Raw genomic sequence first — 16,770 nt, forward strand, 5'->3', positions numbered from 1 at the left:
TCGCCATAGTTGCCTGTGACGACGCTATCGGTTTGCATCAAATTCGCTCGCAGTGGATGATGCCTTTCCTCTGCGCCAAGGCACTTGTAAACCAGAGCCTCACTGGTAATTACCGATCGCTCATATAGCAGATCTCCCCAGATAAGAGCATGCACTGTCTCTGCACTGCTGCATCATTTACGGTGGCCGTTAGATCACATGGTTTCGTCGTCTTGTGCCAACTCACCTTCAGCCTACGCCTCATATGATGTTCTTGTTCATCAGCTCGCAGATTTGCTAGCGGCTTCCTCCAGACTATCTCTCACGATTTAGCCCTTGCCATTCGCTAGTAGTTAGCGTTGAATAACAACGTGTTAAACAACGGTGATCTTCCTACAGAGGACTTTCACCTCATTAGTACATGCCCATGCTGGGCGTACACAAGGCCATCCAGCCGACGCTCGTACCTCGCGCGGCTAATGGCTGGCGTTATGCCAAAGGAGTGGCTCAGGTGCTTTATCTTTTATTAAGTATCATTGTTTATTGCTTTTTAATGATTTCGTTAGAGAGTTTTATTTCTAGCGAACTTTCTTCTATGTTCTTGCATGGCGTAAGTTTGGCTGTTTCGGTTGTAATCGGCTGCTTGCTTCAGAAGCGTAAAATCCAACTTGGGGATAGGGTGGCAAAGACGACATTAATAGTTATAGTCAGTATGGTCGTTTATAAATCGCTAGTTATTTTGGCTGTTTTAGATTTCAATCCTCCCGAACGAACTATTCTTGCATCGATTTATTTATTTTTTGCTGTCAGTTTGGTCTCTATATCTGAAGAGTTGTTTTTCAGAGGGTTTCTATTTGATACTGTACTCGCTAAATACAATCAAAATATCGCAATAATTGCATCGGTATTGCTTTTTACATTAATGCATATGAGTAACTCGATGATAGCGTTAGCGTTTAATTGCGTATCAGGCATTATCTTTGTGTACCTAAGGGTTAAATACCAAGGTATCTTTATGCCAATAATTGCGCATTTAGTCAGTAACTGGACCGTGTTTTGTTTAAGCCTGGCATATAACACATATGAGCCTCCGGGCTGTCAATGAAAAAAGATAGCCCCTTGACCACTATTTCAAGATCAATACATAGCCCCTGATAGAATCCGTTTACTTCGTCTGTCATGGTCGATGTTAGGCGTATTGCCTACGTCAAACACATATAGAGGCTCTTAAAGTTGCACTTATCAATTCCATCTGACTGGCAACGGCACTAGACATTCATCGGTTAACCTTCCTCTGTCCTATTCAAAGCTAAGTGGCTGCTTTACGCCAGTTAGTAGCGGGCTCAGTGAAGGTGTAAGCAAATTCTGAAAAAGGTAATAATGCGCAACAGTGGCATGTCTAATCAAACGCAACGGGTTATGAGCTGTTGGTATACTTATCGAAGCTGCTGAGTGCAGAGTATTGTGCGATAAGACGATACTCGTCGTTTAACCAGTTATACGCTAAAGCTCATGCCACTGTGCGACTTACCCGTTTAAAAAACGTTCTTCATCAAACACCTGTTGGTTTTTCAGCATAAAGTATATACATCGCCCGATTTTATGAGCTAAAGCCGATAAGGCTTTAGCTTTGCTCATGCGCTTTTGCAGATTAGCCAGGTAGCGCTTGGCGTTGTCATTGCCTTTCAGGTACAACACAGCCGCTTCACTGAAGGCCCATTTCAAATGTGCATTGCCGATTTTATTTCCCTGGGTACCGTATGATTTTCCTGCGGACTCTGCTTTGCATTTTACTAACCGCGAATAGGATGCGAATTTCTGAACAGAAGGGAAGCGTTGAATATTGCCGACCTCATATAAAATAGTCAGAGCAAGGATTTTACCAATGCCTGGAAACGACTTAAGAATATGCAGGTCACGAGCGTTATGCGTTTGCGCCTGAATTTTTACATAATGTTCATTTTATACAGCTCATGCACCATGGTGCTAATGATATTGAGATTTAAATCCATACTTTTCTGCACAGCTTCGTCAGGGAAAAAGTGATGCATTTTCTGGCGGTCGGGTGAGTTTTGCAGGTTTAACCGGGCTTCGAGAGCGGGTAGGTTATATTGGCTAATCGTACTGGCTACATGAGCTTTCAGTTGTGCACTCATTCTCATAATATGCGTTCGACGGCGCAACGCATCACGGATAGAGCGGTGCTCTTTTGAATAGGCGTGAGCTAACGGAAAGTTGCCACCGCGGATAAGCTTAGCAATCTTCAGTGCATCAATTTTATCATTCTTGGTTTTACCTGCATGAATAGCCTTCATGTAAAGAGCGTGGCCGAGAATAAAATCAATATTGTACTCTTCACAGAAGTCGGAGACCCAATACCAGCAGTGCATACATTCCACTCCTACCACGATATTGCCCAAATAGGGGGTTAGCAGTGCGAGTAACTTCTCTGGTGAATCGTCGATTTTTTCGTGGACTAGGATATTGTTTTCATTATCGATGATACAGACATACAGTAATCGTGTATGAAGATCGATTCCACAATAGTAAGGATGTGTATTAGTATAAAAGTTCATTGAGTTTTCTCCCTCGGTTTGGTCGCCTATTAGGGTAAACTCTGTTTATGCTGATAGGGAGGAGGCTCAATGAGTATCAAAACACTAAAGGCACTCGCGGTGCTCGCTGGGGCGCTAACACATGGGCTGCGTCACTTCGTTCCTAATTTTAGCCCATGTGTTATCGCCCCTTAGTGGGATGTTAGCTGACTCACGGAAGATTGAATGAACGATGTAATATTAGCGGCAGCAATCTGTACACTTACTTCGATGATTTTTATATTCGTTACTTATTTATTTGAAGATGGAAAAATCACCCGAAATATAAAGGATAGCGTTGAAGTCACGTTTTATTTATCAATACCACTTTTGATTAGCTTTTTGGGAGTCGTCCTTTTTTGCCGAAATGACTTTGAATTAAGTCAATCTGTCCTGAGCACAGTGGTACTGTTTTCTTTTTCGGCAATTGCCTTACTGTATATTGTGTGGAATGGTTTTATGCTTATTGACGTACTGCATAAGCGAACCATTGGGCCAGAACAAGGATATAGTGGCCTTATTTTATTTTTAGGCAGCGTCAAAGCTACCTTCATCGGTTGCATTATCGGCTTATGCGTTTGCTTGATTAATTGGGTAGTCAGCTAACAAGCCAAGGCAGCGGGACAATTACATGCAGGCTCCCGTCACTTCGTTCCGTATTTTAGCCTGCATGTACTTGCCCCTGCTTGGGGCGTTGGTATGACTCCCTTTGTCAACCCTGAACGAGTGCTTCCCTGACACTCTTTCAGTCCATAATTAGTTATCTTTTTCACTCAAATAAATGAGCTAACGCACCGGATGAGGCAGTAATGTCGTCGGTTGTTATGGCGAGTGTCGCCCCAGTGGTACTCGTAGGTTACTTATTCGATGAATAAGCAGAGCTGACCTTACTCAATCCGCCGTGGCCCGGTGACCGCTCAGCCATTCTCATCAGTCTATGCTCGTGGGTCAATCACGGTTAAGTGATTGCCATCATAACGCCCTCGTAGGTTGTGCCACCTTCCGCGGCCTGATCCGAATGCGTTAGCTCAAACTCGTTTATCATGCAGGTACCCGGCTCAGTCTTAATTTGGGATTAACCGGAGTGAGTACCACTTCTTTTGCGATTGCCCAGATGTAGGCTGCCATTTCTCTGGCGATTGCCGTAATAATGAGATTGTAGTGTTTCCCTTTCTTGCTCATACGCTGGTAGCGTTTACACAAACGAAGTTGCGCTTTCCAGGCAATATCGACGATGTCTTTGGGTAAGCCTTCTTGCCTTAACTGTAATTCGGTAGAGACATTTGCCGGATAGCGATAACTGTGCGCACCTTCAATCAGTAAACGCCTGGCTCTGCCGTTTCCGGCTTTAGTAATGGTTCCTAAGTGCCGCTTTCCACCTGATGATTGTTCGCTGGGAACCAGACCTAAATAGGCCATGAGTTTTCTGGGATGGTCGAAGCGATGTAAATCGCCCAATTCAGCAATGACCCCAACAGCCACCAACAATCTGACACCCCGCATAGCCTGAATAGCCTTCACTACCGGATAATAACGCCACTGGTGAACATGATGAGTTAATTCATTATCCAGCCTTTCTAACCGACGAATGCGTTCTTCAATGGTTTGCAATTGTTCCTGCAAAACAATTTGCTGCGCTGGATGCGGTAATATGAGTTCGGTGAGCCACCGCAGGTGTTTCTTCGACCAGTTGGCCGTGCCTTCATAACAAATATTGTTGCGCAGCAGTAAGGCCTTAAGCTGATACTTCGCTTCTTTTAAATCCTTCATTGCCGCTTCGCGAGTACGGGATAAATCGCGAACCGCTTCATCTTCCGGCTCCGGGACATAGATGGGCGTGAGGTCTTCTGACTTCAATGACCTAACGAGTTTAAGCGCATCCCGGCGGTCGGTTTTAATTCGTTCACCAGGCTTTTTAGGAATAAGAGAAGGGGCGACCACATAACAGCAATGACCCAAACTTGTTATCAGTCGATAAATCCAATAGCCGCAAGGCCCGGCTTCATAGACCACGTGCAGAGTCGCGCCAGGGTATTTCGACTCGAACTGACGGAGCAGCTTTTTAACACTGACCTTGGAAGAGGGGGTACGGTCATAATGAACCGGACTCGCCCCACGCTGTTCCTCACAATAAGCTACTTCATGAAATTCTTTGTGCGTATCCAATCCGATAAAAATCATGCTATGTTTATTCATGCTAGCCTCCAAATTGATTTAGTATTGAACAAACTAATTATGGCAATGGCTTTCAGCTAACCCACGAAAATGCGGAGGCTAGCACTTTCACCGGGAGTCATTGTGTCTATGCGTCGGAGAAACATGGAAGCTCTAAACAAAAAGTTGGCTTTACTATTGTGGGCGCAAACTGAGCAAGGTGAGGACGATGTTGCCTTATTTCACGGCACTCTAGTCTTTGAAAATGAGAAATATATTTTCAAAAGAAGCGAGCCTCCGCATCCGACAATTCAAGATAACTGGCTACATCGAATTCAACCCGCAAGTCCGGAGTTGGCTGAGGTGTTAGGGGAAGCAGAGTTCACACTTTCTTTATCAGTTGGTAGTTGCGAGGAATCGGATTCAGACTTTAGCAACTTTGGCCTTAAGTGGCCTCAGTAGTAACGCATACAAACCAAGTCAGCGGGACAATTACATGCAGGCTCCCGTCACTTCGTTCCGTATTTTAGCCTGCATGTACTTGCCCCTGCTTGGGGCGTTGATGTCCGCTTTAGCAAAATTATTAGTTCTAGAGTGGGCTAGGTGGTCTTTTCGGAATGACCGCTCCTGACCAAGAAGAGACGTTTTCAGTATGCAACTATAATACTCGAACTAAGTGCGGTTTTTGCAATAGTTGGCATTCGAGTATGTTACTTTAATTCTTTGGATGCCCAGCTGACAACGGATCATCGTGGTTTATTTTCTAGTCTGGTATGTGACTTTATTACTTTCCCGCAGTAGAGGATTAAGCCAGCAAAGAAAGGTGTTTAAAGATTGTTGCCGGAGTCGCCGGCAGCATAATAGTGCCCATCGCAACAAACGTCCCTGTGATTCATCCCAGCCACGCCATTCATGGCGTGTCGTTCCTCATACCGCGAAATGCCAGTGACGATGACAACATGAAGAAGGGCACAAAACTTGTTCTTTCATCGACTGCAATAGGGCTCTCTTTTATGGAGGAACGCAAAGCCACTTTTTTTAGAATATAGGCGTCTTACTCAGGTTGCCATACCCCAGTGATGGCGCTCATTGAGCATGGTTATCATGGTATGGGTCAGCGTGTCGCCCAGCTCCTTGCGATTTTCCCAGGTTTGTGTCAGTTCGACTTCTACCGGATTGTTGTTTTGCAAGCCAACCATAATCCCGGTTTTATTCTGTTCCACACAGCGTACCGCGTTAACCCCCAACAGCGTTGCCAGCATGCGATCCTGACTTACCGGTGAGCCACCGCGTTGAATATGGCCAAGTGTTACCGGTCGCACTTCACCGCCGGTCAGCTCTTCCAGTTGTATGCCTAAATCCACTATGCCATCAGGCCATAGGTTTTCAGTCAACACGATAATAAAGCTCTCGTGCCCATAACGCTGACGGTGGATGGAGAGTTGTTGATGAATATCCTTGAGCGTAGTGTCTGTGTCGGTAAATAACTCGGGTAAAATGACATAGTTTGCTGCCCCCGATAGCGCGGCACTGGCTCCGAGAAATCCGGCATGGCGGCCCATTACCTCAACCAGAAAAATGCGCTCAAAGGCATCGGCGGTATCCCTGACCTTATCAATCGAGTCCATGGCCGTTTCGATGGCCGTGTAGTAACCAATGGTTGCATCGGTACCGTAAATATCATTGTCGATGGTGCCAGGCAGGCCAATGACCTGTCCGGACCAGAAGTTACTCAGGTGCTTAGCGCCATGAAAAGAGCCATCACCACCAATCACCAGCAATGCATCAATGGCAAGCTCATCCAGATGCTTGGCGGCCAGTCTGGCTGACACGTCCTGTTTGAATTCCTTGCACCGGGCACTGCGCAAAATAGTGCCGCCGCGCTGAATAATATTATGTACTTTCTTACTGTCCAGCTTACGCCAGTTGGCGGCCAGCAGGCCATTAAAGCCATGTTCAAAGCCAATAACAGTATGTCCTGCACCTTCGCTAGCCACCACAACCGCCCTGATACAGGCGTTCATCCCCGGTGCATCGCCGCCGGATGTTAGTACCGCAATTCGTTTATTGGTCATAAAGCGTTCCTTTACAATTTGATACAAATACACGGGTAACGCCGTGTGAATTTGTCATCGCCTATGCAGTCGAAGTTTGAGTATTATGCTGTTATACCGTGCAAAATCACAGTTAGTTTGGTGGCACAGAGCTGAAATATAAAGCCCAACGATCGGGAACAGCTACCAGCACGTAATGATAGATTGTCAGGTATAGCTACGCGTGCCAAGTGTAAATTGACAGGAAGTGACAATGAAAAAAGGTTTGTTGATTGCGATCATCATTTTTTTGAGCGGCTGCTCGACAAAGTTTACCTATAATAATCTTGATTGGTTAATTCATTGGTATATCGATGATTACGTATCGTTGTCGGATAATCAGGAAGCACTATTCGATGAATATTTTGCCGACTGGCAGAGCTGGCATCGTAGTGAAGAACTGGGTAAGTACATCGCGCACCTTAAGTCCCTGAAAGCAGATTTAGATAGCGAAGAGCTCAGCGCCGGACAAATCGAGCTACATCTGCTAGACAGTCGCCAGCACTGGGAGCGACTGCGCGATCGCGTTAGTCCGGAACTGGCTGACATGGCCGCCGAGTTAACTGACAATCAGGTTAGTACGCTGTTTGAAGAATTGCGTGAAGAAAACGACGACATTCGTGAATCCCTTGAGGAGTTTAAAGCGCTTTCATCTGAAGAGCAGGCCGAAGAGCGACTGGACGATATTGAAGAGGGGGTAAGCGAGTTTATCGGTCGCTTAAATAGTAGCCAGAAAGCTATCGTTAAAAGCTATGCGTCACAGTTTACCAGCACCCGGGCATTGTGGCTGACTTATCGTCAGGATTTCCAGCAGGCGGCACGGCAAATGATCGACAATCGGGCGGTTAATCCAACGTTTAAACAGGATTTCGTCGCCCTGATGACCCATCCGGATAAATTTCGGAGTGAAGCCTTTATTAAACTGCGAGATGACAATACCCGGACCTATGCAAAAATGGCTGAAGAATTGTTTTATACCCTGGATAAAAAGCAAAAAAGAAAGCTAATCAGTAAGATTGAGGATATGATTGAGGACTTTGAATACCTCATGAGTAATGATTAGTTGGAAAGCAATTACCGGCCGCTCTATGGCTTTTGTTTGTCTTTGGTTACCGCAGTGCTGTGGGGAGTATTACCCTTATTTCTAAAGATTTGCCTGCAGGTTATGGACAGTCAGACCATTACGATTTATCGGTTTGTCGCGGCCGCTGTCCTGGTAGGTGGCTGGCTTTTCTATCGTCGGCATATTCCTAATTTCTTTCGTTATCCCAAAGCGGTTATCACTCTGGCCATTGGCTGTACGCTGATGCTGGTGATTAATTATGTGTTTAACGTAATGGGACTCAAATACCTCAGTCCGGGCAGTGTGCAGGTTTTCATGCAGGTCGCACCCTTCGCCTTAATGGTCGGTGGTATTGTGTTGTATAAAGAAAAATTCAGTCGCTTGCAACTCTGGGGCGCCTCGTCTTTGCTGCTCGGCCTTGGTTTGTTTTTCAATCAGCGATTGCCGCAGATCATCGCCTCTGAAACCGAAGATACGCTGGGCGTTGTGTTTGTTATAATCGCTGCTGTTACCTGGGCTGGTTATGCGCTGTGTCAGAAGTCTCTGATGAAGACCATGTCGGCCATGCAACTCACGCTGATCATTTATATCATCGGCAGCATGATGCTGCTGCCGTTTACGCATCTGCAGGCTATTAGCGACATGAACGCGGTGCAAGGCTGGGCGCTGTTGTTTTGTTGTTTAAATACCTTTGTGGCTTATGGCGCTTTCACCGAAGCCATGCGGGTATGGTATGCCTCGCGGGTAAGTGCAGTAATTGCCACAGCACCAGTGTTTACCTTTATTTCTGTTGCAGTGGCTGAGTATTTTTATCCCAGCAGCTTTGAGCAGCCGCCATTAGGAGCGCTGGCTGTGCTGGGCGCGGTGATGGTGATTGGCGGCTCAGTGATGGCTGCTCTGGGTCGCGGTGCCCGTTAGTTATCCTTGTTAACCGGTGTCGGGGCTGGCTGTCCAATGGGTTGCTCGCCGCCTTTACAAATGGTGTCGTAATCATCCCGGTAGTAGCGAAAATTAACGCACTCATTTTCATATCTTTGCCGGGCGGTGAGGGCCATCTGCGGGTTTTTGGGGTTTCTGATGGCTTTCTGTAATACTTCACATTGCTGAGCCTGAGCTTTTACTTCAAGGATATCCTCACACAGATTGGACTGGCTCGCACAACCCGTCAACCAACCTGAGCCGAATAGAACTGCAGTGATAAATAAACAGTGTTTTTGCATAACATCTTATCCTTTGTGAGGAGCGGTAAATAGTGTGGCTACAGGGTAGTAATGCCTAAGCGCAGCAATTCATCCCTTAAACCGTCAAACTTGCTCTGGTGTTGCTCCCGCATGGGCGCATGGTTCAGTATCTTATACACCTGACGAGCCTCTCTGATCATGGCGCCGTCATCTTTTCCGCCGCTACCGATCAGTTTAATCAGGCATTGCAATAAGTTTAGCGCAATACCAGCGTTTACCGGAGAAAGTTCTAACGCGCTGTTAAACGCTGCTTTTGCCTCGGCATACTTTTCCTGTTGGTACAGCTGGATACCACGGCGGTTAATATGAGTATATTGTTGCTCGCTTTCCTTCACCTGTTTCGACATGGAGCTCACCAGCATGCGGCTGCTGTCATCCAGTTCGGTGTTTTGGCTGGCAAGGGTTTGTAGCAGTTGGTTTACTTCTTCAAATTCGCCCAGGTCGACCATCAACTGCATGCTTGAGGGCGCGAGCGACGCCGGGTATAAGTCGAACTGTTTTTCAATGGCCATCTGGCTGTCCATAAGCGACCGCTTGGCGTTAATGAGTTTGCCGTCTATAGCATCCACCCGGGCATGCATGATCTGATCAAATATATCCAGACTAAAAGGCTCTTCGAGTCGGGTCAGCGCTTCATCATGGCCGGCACGCTGTAACTGTAGTAACGCTTCTTGTTGAAATCGGTGGCGCTGGGTTTTACTTTCTGCAGCTTCCGCCGCATCAAGCAGACTGGAAATATGATTACACCAGTAATTAACCTGTTTAAAGATGGTGTTTTTTGACAACTGCCAGGTTGCTTTAGTGGCTTCGGTAAGTAACTCATAGTCCTTATTCTCCCTGGCGATGCGACTGGCCAGGATTTGACGTTGCAGAGAATACGGTGAGTTTTTAATAGCACGGCGAATATCTTCCAGCGCTTCTTCGGGAAGTTGGGATGCGGATTTTGCCTGAGCGAGAATATCCAATGCTTCTGGATCAAACTGGTTCAGCGTCAGTACTTTGTTGGCGCACTGAATGGCATCATTCAATTTGCGCATGGCCAGGTAGGTTTTACCCAGGGCCAGTTGCGCCCATTGCGTAGGTAACTGGTCGGAGTGACTGTTTAACAGCGACAGCGCTTTCTCGTATTGCGTTTCATGCCACAGGATTTCCAGGCGGATTTCCAAGGCCATACGCTGATAGGGAGCTGGCATATCCTTTAGTTTATCGAGCGCCTCAATCGCCGCCGCGTACTCCTGTTTGCTCATTGCCTGCAGTACCTTTAAAAAATACTGTTTACGTTGCCAGGATTTATTTAGCCGGCTCTTGAGCTGCGCCTGGGAAAACGGTTTGAGCAGATAATCATCGGGTTTATGTTCCAGCGAACCCAACACGATAGGGCGTGCGGCATCGGCGCTGATCAGCAAAAATACTGCGCCAGCGGATACCAATTTGCGATATTGCAGCTCCTGATAAAGCTCAAAGCCGTTTTTCTTATTGGTGCCCAGATGCAGGTCACACACAATAATATCGACTCTATGATTGCGGCAAAAGCGGATCGCCTGGTCGGCGCTGGTTGCCGTCATGACATCCTTGGCACCGAGGTTGGTTAATAATCCTTTTAACAGAATAAGGAAGGGACGCTGATCTTCTACAATCAGAATATTAACGTCCTGATAGGGCACTCCCAAAGGCCGCTCCCATTAAACGCGAAACTGTTCGATAATATACTAAAGGATAATGGGTATGTGCCGATTAAGCTAGTAAGTCGTTAATACCTATGAATGATTTTGCAACCAGATAACATTAACCAGGCATCTATTGATGTTCAGAATGCCACTTCGACGCTGCCGCTCAACAAAGCGGTAGGTGGCAGTGCTGCGTTGTTTTCGCTATATCTGGCTATCAGTGAGGCCCGGGGAGATGAGCCGGTCAGGTGGTCCTCACAACCTGACCAGGTTGAAGACCCGGATTTTCCGGCCAGATTAAATCATTACCGCCGCAGCCCTCTGGCATCGACATCTGAACACGTAAATAGCTATTTGCAGTGGCAGGCGGGTCTTAGCCAGGCATTCAGTAATGAGCACATTCGCCTGTGGCAGGCTATCAGCCCGGATCCGTTAAGTTTTCATAACAATAGTAAGCGGCTGGAACCCGAAGTAAAACAAAATTGCCCGTATCGTACTCAACTCGACTGGGTGAGTGAAAAAACGTCGCAAATCAGAGAGCCTGACGCTACCTTATTGGCTGATACCATTCCTGCCTCCCAGGCTATTGTCGTTTAATCCTGGCTAGATCACCTGGCCGGGTTTTCGCCTGCCGATTTTTTTGCTATATTCCGCGCGCATTTTTGCTCTGGTTTTACGTTCCAACTCGCAAAGGTTAAAAAATATGAGTCAGTATGTTGTATGCGCGCTATACAAATTCGTCGCGCTTGAAGATTATAAAGCTATTCGCCAGCCGCTTACCGATATGATGGAAGCGAATCAAATTAAAGGCACTCTGTTATTGGCGGCAGAGGGTATTAACGGCACCGTCTCCGGTACGCAGCAAGGCATCGATAACCTGCTGGCCTGGTTAAACAGCGATGAACGCTTTAACCCGATTTCTTACAAAATTTCATTTCACGAGACCCAGCCGTTTTACCGCACTAAAGTAAAACTGAAAAAAGAAATCGTTACCATGGGTGTGGAAGGCATTGATCCACGTCGTACCGTTGGGACCTATGTAAAACCTGCTGAGTGGAACGCCCTTATCAGCGACCCTGACGTGGTATTAATTGATACCCGTAACGATTATGAAATAGAAATCGGTACCTTTAAAAATGCGGTTAATCCCAATACCAAAACTTTTCGGGAATTTCCTGATTACGTGAAGGAAAATCTGGATCCAACGAAAAATAAAAAGGTCGCCATGTTCTGTACCGGTGGGATCCGCTGTGAAAAATCCACCGCTTATCTTAAAGAGCAGGGGTTTGAGGAAGTGTACCACCTTGAAGGCGGTATCCTGCAGTATCTTGAAGATGTACCGAAAGAAGAGACCATGTGGGAAGGCGACTGTTTTGTGTTTGATAATCGCGTAGCAGTTAATCACGATCTGGAAAAGAGTGCTTACGACCAGTGTTACGCTTGTCGTTTACCTATCACCGAAGCCGATAAGCTGAGCGATAAATATGAAAGTGGCGTAAGCTGCCCACATTGTTTTGGTACTCACAGCGACGAGCAGATTGAACGTTTTCGTGAACGGGAAAAGCAAATCAATTTGGCTCGTGAGCGTAACGAAGAGCACGTTGGCACTGAAGCCCGTGACGCCATGGAAGCCCGCCGTAAGGCTAAGGCAGAAGAGCAACGGTTACGTGCTTTGCAGGCGCAAAAACAAGTTAAGTCATAGACATTAGGTGGGCCTGAGGTTACACTCCGTCTTATTGGAAACCGACAGGGAATCAGACAGTGTCTACTGAATTAACACCCGAAAAAGTAGAAGCGATTCAAAAAGATTTTAGCTTCTTTGACCGTGATGGTAACGGTCAGATCGACCTGCAGGAATTTATTGAATTACTGACGGTAATTTCACCTAAAACCAAAGTCAGTCACGTAGAAGAGGGCTTTAAACTTATCGATGAAAACCACGATGGGTATATCGACTTTGAAGAATTTCTTGCCTGGTGGCAGGAGTGCTGGTGGGAATACTAAGTCCTACGCAGAATAAAAAAAGCCGCTTTTGAGCGGCTTTTTTTGTCAACCTTAAACTATCTCCTCTGGAGATGGTTTTTTACATGTTCACTCATCAATAGTGCTGTGGGTTTAATCTTCTTTTGGATCGGTGCGTGGCTTTTTGCGCATCGGCATATGGCCTATATCTTCACCGGTCATGGTTCTTACCCGTTGGGCCTTTTTAACCGGATGATCTGCATTCTGTTCTGCAGATTTACCCGCTTTCGCTGCTTTTTGGGGTTTAGCGGGTTTAGGTTTAATGCCGCTAAATCTGGAAGGCAGAATTTCGTGCTGCTGTGGTTCTAACGGATAAGCGAGTTGTTGCTTTAATGCCGAAAAGCTTTGCCAGTCGCGTTTACCAACGAACGATACGGCTGCGCCATGATTTCCTGCCCGTCCGGTACGACCAATCCGGTGGATATACTCTTCCGGGTGTTTCGGCATGTCGTAGTTAATCACCAGCCCCACTTTGGACAAATCAAGACCTCGTGAGGCCACATCAGTGGTTACCAGGATATCAAACTGGCCACGGGCAAATTCATTCATCACCAATGAGCGTTTTGACTGCGCGTAATCGCCTCTCAGTGGCTGAGACGTGCGACTAGGTAAACTTTCACCCAGCATGGTGCTGAGTCGCTCAGCATCATCCCGGGTGGCGGTAAATACAATGGCCTGGTTGTAGGTGTTATTGATTAGCTGGTCACACAGCAGGGCATCTTTGTGCTCAATACTCTCGGCAAAATAAAGCGTTTGGCTTATGTCGGTATGCTCTGCCGCGGCACTGCCAATGGCTATCCGTACCGGTGCTTTGAGCAATGAGTCCAACACATGGTTCAGTTCAACATGATCCATGGTGGCCGAGAATAACATGGTCTGGCGTTTACGGTGATCGGCCTTGCGGTTAATCAGGTTAAGCGCCTGAGCAAAGCCTAAATCGAGCATGCGGTCGGCTTCATCAAAAATCAGCATTTCCAGGCCGTTAATAAAAAAGCTTTTATCTTCTAAATGATCGGCTACCCGGCCTGGCGTACCGACAATAATAGGCGGGTTGCGGCGCAACACCTTGGTTTGATCGTTATAATTATCGCCGCCCACAATTAAGGCTGTGGCGAGGTTTTTCTTCTGGCACAGCCATTTTGCTTCACCAAAGACCTGTTTGGCCAGTTCTCGGGTAGGGGCGAGGATAAGGATGCGGGGATCCTGTCGGCTTAAGGCTTTTTGCGTGAGCAAGCGATGCACGGCAGGGATTAAAAACGCCAGAGTCTTACCTGAGCCAGTTTTGGAAGAGGCAATAATATCCTTACCCAGCAGAGCCGGCAGAATGGTTTTTTCCTGAACTTCAGTGAGTTCGGTAAAGCCTTTATCTTCTATGCGGCTGATAAGGGTATGGTGTACAGGTAAGTCAGTAATTAACAAGGTTGGTTCGCTCCGGTTTAGATCCGCGCCTATTATCCCTGATTACGTACCTGAGTAAAGTCACAAGCCAAAAAGAAGGGGCAAGTCGGTATGCCCGGTTGCCCCTTTTTCAAGCGAATTATAATCAGGCGAAGGCCATTTCCGGCACGTCACCCTCTACCACCAGTTTACCCGCGGTTTTTTCTTTAATCTCATCTACCGAAACGCCAGGAGCCCGTTCGCGCAGATAAAACGCGCCGTCTTTGACTTCCAGTACCGCTAAGTCGGTAATGATACGGGTAATACAGTTAACGCCGGTCAGCGGCAGGGTGCATTCCTGCAATAACTTTGAGTTGCCGTGTTTGTCGGCGTGGGTCATAGTCACAATAATGTTTTTCGCACCGGCTACTAAGTCCATCGCGCCGCCCATACCTTTAATAAGTTTACCTGGGATCATCCACGAGGCAATATTACCATTTACGTCCACTTCAAACGCACCCAGCACGGTAAAGTCCACATGCCCGCCACGGATCATGGCAAAGCTTTCTGCTGAGCTAAAAATGGATGCGCCGGTAATAGCCGTCACGGTTTCTTTACCCGCGTTGATCATGTCCGCGTCAACTTCTTCCTCGGTAGGGTAACGGCCCATACCCAGTAAGCCATTTTCTGACTGTAGCATTACGCTGATACCGTCTGGTACGTAGTTCGCTGCCAGGGTAGGGATACCAATTCCCAGGTTGACATAATTACCGTCCTGAAACTCCTGCGCCACGCGCATCGCAATCTGATCTCTTGTTAATGCCATGACTGCCTCCTATTTAGCCGTTACGCGACGTTCGATACGTTTTTCAAACGTGCCCTGGATAACCCGATCCACATAAATGCCCGGCGTATGAATGTGAGCCGGATCTAATGTACCCGGTTCGACGATTTCTTCCACTTCCACTACGGTGATCTTACCGGCTGTTGCGGCCATTGGATTAAAATTCTGTGCCGTGTGGCGGTAAATACAGTTACCGTAACGGTCAGCTTTCCACGCTTTAACTATAGCGAAGTCACCGGTAATGGATTCTTCCAGAATATAGGGACGACCATTAAACTCTTTGACTTCTTTTCCTTCACCTACCGGGGTACCGTATCCGGTTGCCGTATAAAAAGCCGGAATACCGGCACCGCCTGCACGCATTTTTTCTGCCAGCGTACCTTGTGGTGTGAGTTCGACTTCCAGTTCGCCGTTAAGCAACTGCTGTTCAAACAAGGCGTTTTCGCCCACATAAGATGAAATCATCTTTTTTATTTGCTTATCTTCGAGCAGAATGCCCAGACCAAAGCCATCTACACCACAGTTATTTGATACGATTGTCAGCCCTTTGGTGCCCATTTTTTTGATTTGGGCAATGCTGCCCTCGGGAATACCACACAGGCCAAATCCACCGGCGATGACGGTCATGTTATCTTCTAACCCTTCCATCGCGGCTTCGTAACTGGATACGACTTTATCGAAACCAGACATAACATACTCTCCTTTAAGTAATGAACGAAGCCAGTATCAATCAGAGTTAAAATTTTGTAAAATTAATTAAATATCACTTTTAATAAGAAAAATTTATTAATATGAGTATCTCATACCGTAATATGCAGGCTTTTATATGTGTGGCTGAATCTGCCACCTTTGCCGAAGCCGCGGAAAAACTGTTTGTTACTCAGCCAGCGTTATCCAGCTCAATTAAAAAAATGGAGGAGCAACTGGGCGGTCAGCTTTTTAGCCGCACAACGCGGCGGGTACAGCTCACTCCGGAAGGCGAAACCTTCTTACCCCATGCTCGCCGACTACTCCACGACTGGGATGACGCCGTAGAAGGTGTTCAGAACCTGTTTGCCATGGCTCAGGGGCGGCTGTCTGTCGCGGCTATGCCGTCCTTTGCTGAGTCCAAACTACCGGGTATTCTGGTGCGGTTCCATCAGCAGTTCAGTAATATCCGGGTGCGGATACTGGATGTGATTATGGAGGAGACTCTCCAGGCTGTGCTGTCTGGTCGGGCAGACATTGGTTTTTGTTTCGAACCGGAGAGTAACGATAATCTGGAGTTTTTTCCGTTGTTTACCGATCGTTTTGTCGCCGTTATGCCGGCTGATCATTCACTCAGTGCCAGTCGGACTATTACGCTTGAAGATATTGTCAGCCAGCCATTTATTTCACCGAATCGTGGCTCCAGTGTGCGTCAGTGGACAGAAAAAATGACGGCCGAGTATGGGCAGTTGAACATTGTGGCGGAAACTGGCCAGTACGGCACCATTGGTCAGTTGATTGCTCATGGCCTGGGAATTTCAGTGGTACCGTCTTTATGTCTTGAGCAAATGTTACGCAAGGGACTAATCTGCCGGGATATAGAGGACAGCCCGCTGGTAAAACGGGTCGGTATGGTGAGGGCTAATCGCGGTGTTATGGCGGTGGCGGCACAAACGCTCTGGCATCAGGTTGTTTCCGATTACCCTACAAATTTGTAAATTGAATCAGTTGCTTAAATTGGGCAAGGTAAGCAAAAAACTACTACGGAA

General features: G+C 47.0%; 16 protein-coding genes and 1 pseudogene. 9 read left to right on the forward strand and 8 right to left on the reverse strand.

Annotation, left to right across the window (positions count from 1 at the left end; all coding sequences use genetic code 11):
- Window positions 1-406 precede the first annotated feature (406 nt).
- Window positions 407-1,084, forward strand: coding sequence for a CPBP family intramembrane glutamic endopeptidase (locus AC2T0J_RS18055; RefSeq protein ID WP_489807149.1), 678 nt, complete (start codon window positions 407-409; stop codon window positions 1,082-1,084).
- 422 nt (window positions 1,085-1,506) lie between these two features.
- Here AC2T0J_RS18055 and AC2T0J_RS18060 read toward each other — a convergent pair.
- Window positions 1,507-2,555: pseudogene (locus AC2T0J_RS18060) on the reverse strand (IS110 family RNA-guided transposase).
- Window positions 2,556-2,759: 204 nt separating this feature from the next.
- On the opposite strand from AC2T0J_RS18060, the gene AC2T0J_RS18065 reads away from it, so the two are divergent.
- A complete protein-coding gene (locus tag AC2T0J_RS18065; RefSeq protein ID WP_489807150.1) occupies window positions 2,760-3,179 on the forward strand; it encodes a hypothetical protein in 420 nt (139 codons plus the stop codon).
- Between the two features lie 435 nt (window positions 3,180-3,614).
- Here AC2T0J_RS18065 and AC2T0J_RS18070 read toward each other — a convergent pair whose 3' ends face one another.
- On the reverse strand, window positions 3,615-4,769 hold the full coding sequence (locus tag AC2T0J_RS18070) for an IS110 family RNA-guided transposase (protein ID WP_489807151.1): 1,155 nt from the start codon (window positions 4,767-4,769) through the stop codon (window positions 3,615-3,617).
- Between the two features lie 123 nt (window positions 4,770-4,892).
- On the opposite strand from AC2T0J_RS18070, the gene AC2T0J_RS18075 reads away from it, so the two are divergent.
- Entirely contained in the window at window positions 4,893-5,189 is a 297-nt protein-coding gene (locus AC2T0J_RS18075; protein WP_489807152.1) for a hypothetical protein, read from the forward strand.
- Window positions 5,190-5,785: 596 nt separating this feature from the next.
- Here the strand turns inward: AC2T0J_RS18075 and AC2T0J_RS18080 are convergent.
- Window positions 5,786-6,802 carry an ATP-dependent 6-phosphofructokinase gene (locus AC2T0J_RS18080; protein WP_489807153.1) on the reverse strand — a complete coding sequence of 339 codons (1,017 nt, stop codon included), beginning with the start codon at window positions 6,800-6,802 and terminating at the stop codon, window positions 5,786-5,788.
- Between the two features lie 232 nt (window positions 6,803-7,034).
- Here AC2T0J_RS18080 and AC2T0J_RS18085 point away from each other — a divergent pair, with 232 nt between their 5' ends.
- Window positions 7,035-7,883 (forward strand): DUF6279 family lipoprotein, encoded by an 849-nt coding sequence (locus AC2T0J_RS18085; RefSeq protein WP_489807154.1) that lies wholly within the window; start codon window positions 7,035-7,037, stop codon window positions 7,881-7,883.
- Window positions 7,884-8,801, forward strand: coding sequence for a DMT family transporter (locus AC2T0J_RS18090; RefSeq protein WP_489807155.1), 918 nt, complete (start codon window positions 7,884-7,886; stop codon window positions 8,799-8,801).
- Here AC2T0J_RS18090 and AC2T0J_RS18095 read toward each other — a convergent pair.
- Together AC2T0J_RS18095 and AC2T0J_RS18100 are read right to left on the reverse strand one after the other, a co-directional pair.
- Window positions 8,798-9,103 carry a hypothetical protein gene (locus tag AC2T0J_RS18095; protein WP_489807156.1) on the reverse strand — a complete coding sequence of 102 codons (306 nt, stop codon included), beginning with the start codon at window positions 9,101-9,103 and terminating at the stop codon, window positions 8,798-8,800. The two genes, AC2T0J_RS18090 and AC2T0J_RS18095, sit on opposite strands and share 4 nt — an antisense overlap.
- 38 nt (window positions 9,104-9,141) lie before the next feature.
- The gene (locus tag AC2T0J_RS18100) at window positions 9,142-10,788 is read right to left on the reverse strand and encodes a response regulator (RefSeq protein ID WP_489810365.1); all 1,647 of its coding nucleotides are present in this window, start codon (window positions 10,786-10,788) and stop codon (window positions 9,142-9,144) included.
- 105 nt (window positions 10,789-10,893) lie between these two features.
- Between AC2T0J_RS18100 and AC2T0J_RS18105 the strand changes: the two genes are divergently transcribed.
- From AC2T0J_RS18105 to AC2T0J_RS18115, 3 genes are all read left to right on the forward strand, one after another.
- Window positions 10,894-11,388, forward strand: coding sequence for a VC2046/SO_2500 family protein (locus AC2T0J_RS18105; RefSeq protein ID WP_489807157.1), 495 nt, complete (start codon window positions 10,894-10,896; stop codon window positions 11,386-11,388).
- A gap of 106 nt (window positions 11,389-11,494) precedes the next feature.
- A complete protein-coding gene (trhO, locus tag AC2T0J_RS18110) occupies window positions 11,495-12,493 on the forward strand; it encodes an oxygen-dependent tRNA uridine(34) hydroxylase TrhO (RefSeq protein WP_489807158.1) in 999 nt (332 codons plus the stop codon).
- Between the two features lie 59 nt (window positions 12,494-12,552).
- On the forward strand, window positions 12,553-12,795 hold the full coding sequence (locus AC2T0J_RS18115) for an EF-hand domain-containing protein (protein WP_105935198.1): 243 nt from the start codon (window positions 12,553-12,555) through the stop codon (window positions 12,793-12,795).
- A 111-nt stretch (window positions 12,796-12,906) separates the two neighbouring features.
- On the opposite strand, the gene AC2T0J_RS18120 is transcribed toward AC2T0J_RS18115, so the two are convergent.
- From AC2T0J_RS18120 to AC2T0J_RS18130, 3 genes are all read right to left on the reverse strand, one after another.
- On the reverse strand, window positions 12,907-14,232 hold the full coding sequence (locus tag AC2T0J_RS18120) for a DEAD/DEAH box helicase (RefSeq protein ID WP_489807159.1): 1,326 nt from the start codon (window positions 14,230-14,232) through the stop codon (window positions 12,907-12,909).
- 124 nt (window positions 14,233-14,356) lie between these two features.
- Entirely contained in the window at window positions 14,357-15,016 is a 660-nt protein-coding gene (locus AC2T0J_RS18125) for a CoA transferase subunit B (protein WP_489807160.1), read from the reverse strand.
- A 9-nt stretch (window positions 15,017-15,025) separates the two neighbouring features.
- Window positions 15,026-15,724 carry a CoA transferase subunit A gene (locus tag AC2T0J_RS18130; RefSeq protein WP_123326869.1) on the reverse strand — a complete coding sequence of 233 codons (699 nt, stop codon included), beginning with the start codon at window positions 15,722-15,724 and terminating at the stop codon, window positions 15,026-15,028.
- 101 nt (window positions 15,725-15,825) lie between these two features.
- On the opposite strand from AC2T0J_RS18130, the gene AC2T0J_RS18135 reads away from it, so the two are divergent.
- Complete coding sequence (locus AC2T0J_RS18135) at window positions 15,826-16,719, forward strand: LysR family transcriptional regulator (RefSeq protein WP_489807161.1); 894 nt, start codon at window positions 15,826-15,828, stop codon at window positions 16,717-16,719.
- Window positions 16,720-16,770: the final 51 nt, after the last annotated feature.

The sequence above is a fragment of the Alteromonas sp. ISO5 genome, from assembly GCF_058105165.1.